Genomic DNA, 1,000 nt, shown 5'->3' with positions numbered 1-1,000 from the left:
TCCCACTTCATGGCTGAGATCAACCACGATGGCTTCGCCAAGGTTCTCGAGCGCGCCGTCGACGAGGCGCTTGACACGGCAGATCACCTCTACATCTCACTCGATATCGACGTGGCAGACCCCGCCTATGCCCCCGGCACGGGCACTCCTGTGAGCGGTGGCCTGACGTCGATTGACGTGCTGACGGCAGTGCGTCGCCTCTCGGCAGAGGTGGGCATCGTAGGCATGGACGTCGTGGAGGTCGCGCCGCCCTACGACAACAACGGATCCATTACGGCCCTGCTCGCCAACCGAGCCATCCGCGAAGCGCTCACCGGCATCGCGATGCGCAGAGAAGGCATCACCGGCAGCGGCTACCTGCACCCACACGCGCTCGGTTTGGACGGCGACGGGAAGCGCCGCAACCAGCTGTTCCGCGATCGCACCTGACCCCCCCCTTACGACGAGACGATTCCCCGCGGGGAGAGAGGATCACCCATGTCACACGAGCACGACGACCACGGCCATTCCCATTCGCACGACCTTGCTCCCGAGGGGTTCTGGGAACAGCCTCGGCGGCTGGGATCAGGCCTCGAAGGGCACGGCGCCGTCGACGACTATAACGTCGACCGCAAGCCCGGACCGATTCACGTAAACCGTAGCCGCGAGGGCGGGTTCTCGGGCATTCAGACCTTCGCGAAGCTTCCGGTGTGCCTCACCCCCGATGACCTGCGCGCCGGCGAGATCGATGTCGCAATTCTTGGTGTTCCGTGGGATTCGACGGCGACTGGTCGCTCGGGCACCAACCATGGGCCTCTCGCGATTCGTCAGTGTGACTACAAGGGCGGATACGGTCGTGCACACTTCTCACTCGACACCCACGTCGACGCGTTCGAGGTACTGAAGGTCGCCGATTATGGTGATTCGCCGATCGTGTTGGGCAACACGGCGGCGACCTTCGAGGGCATCCGGAAGTTTGTCGGCACGGTCGTCGATGCTGGCGCCATCCCGATCATTATGG

2 protein-coding genes are annotated in these 1,000 nt (G+C 63.9%); both read left to right on the top strand.

The features are described 5' to 3' along the window. The coding region (locus IEX05_RS15135) for an arginase family protein (protein WP_188703294.1) at positions 1-429 on the top strand (429 nt) is incomplete at its 5' end. Positions 430-477: 48 nt separating this feature from the next. Further along, on the top strand, positions 478-1,000 hold a 523-nt coding region (locus tag IEX05_RS15130; RefSeq protein WP_188703292.1), incomplete at its 3' end, for an arginase family protein.

Origin of the sequence: Microbacterium nanhaiense, assembly GCF_014646015.1 — a bacterium.
GTDB classification, from domain to species: domain Bacteria; phylum Actinomycetota; class Actinomycetes; order Actinomycetales; family Microbacteriaceae; genus Microbacterium; species Microbacterium nanhaiense.
The sequence above is the reverse complement of the archived record's forward strand: the minus strand, read 5'-3'. Positions and strand labels throughout refer to the sequence as shown.